This window comes from Lysobacter enzymogenes (assembly GCF_017168095.1).
Taxonomy (GTDB): Bacteria; Pseudomonadota; Gammaproteobacteria; order Xanthomonadales; family Xanthomonadaceae; genus Lysobacter; species Lysobacter enzymogenes_D.
This window is the reverse complement of sequence record NZ_LXSD01000198.1, coordinates 1-1,913: the sequence shown is the minus strand read 5'-3', so window position 1 is coordinate 1,913 and position 1,913 is coordinate 1. Positions and strand designations below refer to the sequence as shown.

Annotated in this window: 3 protein-coding genes; 2 read left to right on the top strand and 1 reads right to left on the bottom strand. The window is 68.4% G+C overall.

Annotation, left to right across the window (positions count from 1 at the left end; translation table 11 throughout):
• A partial coding sequence (locus A7A76_RS05180) for a DnaJ domain-containing protein (protein ID WP_206410194.1) occupies positions 1-384 on the bottom strand: 384 nt, incomplete at its 3' end.
• Between the two features lie 206 nt (positions 385-590).
• On the opposite strand from A7A76_RS05180, the gene A7A76_RS05175 reads away from it, so the two are divergent.
• Together A7A76_RS05175 and A7A76_RS05170 are read left to right on the top strand one after the other, a co-directional pair.
• Complete coding sequence (locus tag A7A76_RS05175; protein WP_074869889.1) at positions 591-1,067, top strand: peroxiredoxin; 477 nt, start codon at positions 591-593, stop codon at positions 1,065-1,067.
• A gap of 107 nt (positions 1,068-1,174) precedes the next feature.
• Entirely contained in the window at positions 1,175-1,831 is a 657-nt protein-coding gene (locus A7A76_RS05170; RefSeq protein ID WP_206410193.1) for a ferritin-like domain-containing protein, read from the top strand.
• The last annotated feature ends 82 nt before the right edge of the window (positions 1,832-1,913 follow it).

Below are 1,913 nucleotides of genomic sequence, written 5' to 3'. Positions count from 1 at the left end.
GAAGCCGCCCGCGCCGGGCGCGGCGCGGCCGCGGCCGAACAGGGTCTCGAAGAAGTCGCTGAAACCGCCGCCCGCGCCGCCGCCGGCGAAGATCTCCTCGAAGTCGACGCCGCCCTGGCCGCCGCCGAAACCGCCCGGCGGCGCCTGCACCTCATCGCCCGGGCGATAGCCGCGCGCGCGCAACTGGTCGTAGGCGGCGCGCTTTTGCGGATCGCGCAGCGCTTCGTAGGCTTCGTTGACCGCCTTGAACCGCTCTTCCGCGCCGGCTTCCTTGCTGACGTCGGGGTGGTACTTGCGCGCCAGGCGGCGGTAGGCGGTCTTGATCTCCGCCTCGCCGGCGCTGGGCTCCACGCCCAGGGTGTCGTAGTAGTCCTTGAACTGCATCGATGCTCGCTCCCACGGCGCAAGCGCCAAGCGCAGCGCTGTCCGCACAGGCCGCCTTGACGCATCATTGAGGTCTTCTGCATGGCGGCGGACGGCGCGTTTTCAAGGCGCGTGCCGCGTGCGTCCCGAAATGCTCCCGTCAAGCCGCCTTGACGCAGAGTTTAGCTCCGCCTTCCTAGACTTCACCTTCACATCAGGAGAATCCCATGAGCATCCAGGTCGGCGACCGCCTGCCCGAAGTCGCGCTCAAGCGCATCACCGACGGCATCGAGACGGTCGATACCCGCGCCCTGTTCGACGACCGCAAGACGGTGTTGTTCGCCGTGCCCGGCGCGTTCACCCCGACCTGCTCGGAAAAGCACCTGCCCGGCTTCGTCGAGCACTTCCAGCAGTTCCGCGACAAGGGCATCGACGTGGCCTGCCTGGCCGTCAACGACCCCTTCGTCATGCAGGCCTGGGCCAAGAGCCAGCACGTGCCCGACGGCATGCTGATGCTCTCCGACGGCAACGGCGAGCTGACCCGCGCGCTCGGCCTGGAACTCGACGCCAGCGCCTACGGCATGGGCACGCGCGCCAAGCGCTTCGCCCTGTACGTCGACAACGGCGTGGTCCAGCAGGTGCACGTCGAGGAGCCCGGCGAGTACCGCGTGTCCTCGGCCGAATACATGCTCGAGCAGGTCTGATCCGTCGCCGGGCCCGCCGCGCGCGGGCCCGGCTGCCGTGCGTTCGCAACGCCTTTCGCTTCCGCCCATCGAGGTAACCGCTCTTCCCCGACCCGCCAGGAGACGTCATGTCCGCCAAGCCAGTCAGCCAGCGCGAATCCGCTCCTTCCAAGCCCGCCGGTGCGAAACCGGCCGGCGCCAAAGCCAGCGCCCCGAAATCCGCGGGTTCCAGGCCTGCCGCCTCGGGGACCTCGGCCTTCGTCGCCGACATCGACGCGATCCGCGCCCGCGCCCGCAAGCACATCGAGGACGGCGCGATCACCGCCAGCTACGCCGCCGACCGCGAAGCGGTGATCGCGCTGCTCAACGACGCGCTCGCCACCGAAATCGTCTGCGTGCTGCGCTACAAGCGCCACTACTTCATGGCCAGCGGGCTGATGGCCGACGCGATCAAGTCCGAATTCCTCGAGCACGCCAACGAGGAACAGGCCCACGCCGACCTGATCGCCGAACGCATCGTCCAGCTCGGCGGCGAGCCCGACCTCAATCCCGATGTGCTCAGCGGCCGCGCGCACGCGCAGTACGTGGAAGGCAGCGACCTGCGCGACATGGTCAAGGAAGACTTGATCGCCGAACGCATCGCCATCGACAGCTATCGCGCGATCATCGACTTCATCGGCGACAAGGACACCACGACCAAGCGCATGATGGAGCACATCCTGGCGCAGGAAGAGGAGCATGCCGACGAGTTGGCGGACATGCTGGACGGGTGGACGGGGCGTTGAGGCTCGCGTCGTAGTTGCGCTGGCGCGGTCGCGGCTCGCGCCGCTCCTACAAGTGGATCGCATGGCGCCGAAGCCCCTGTAG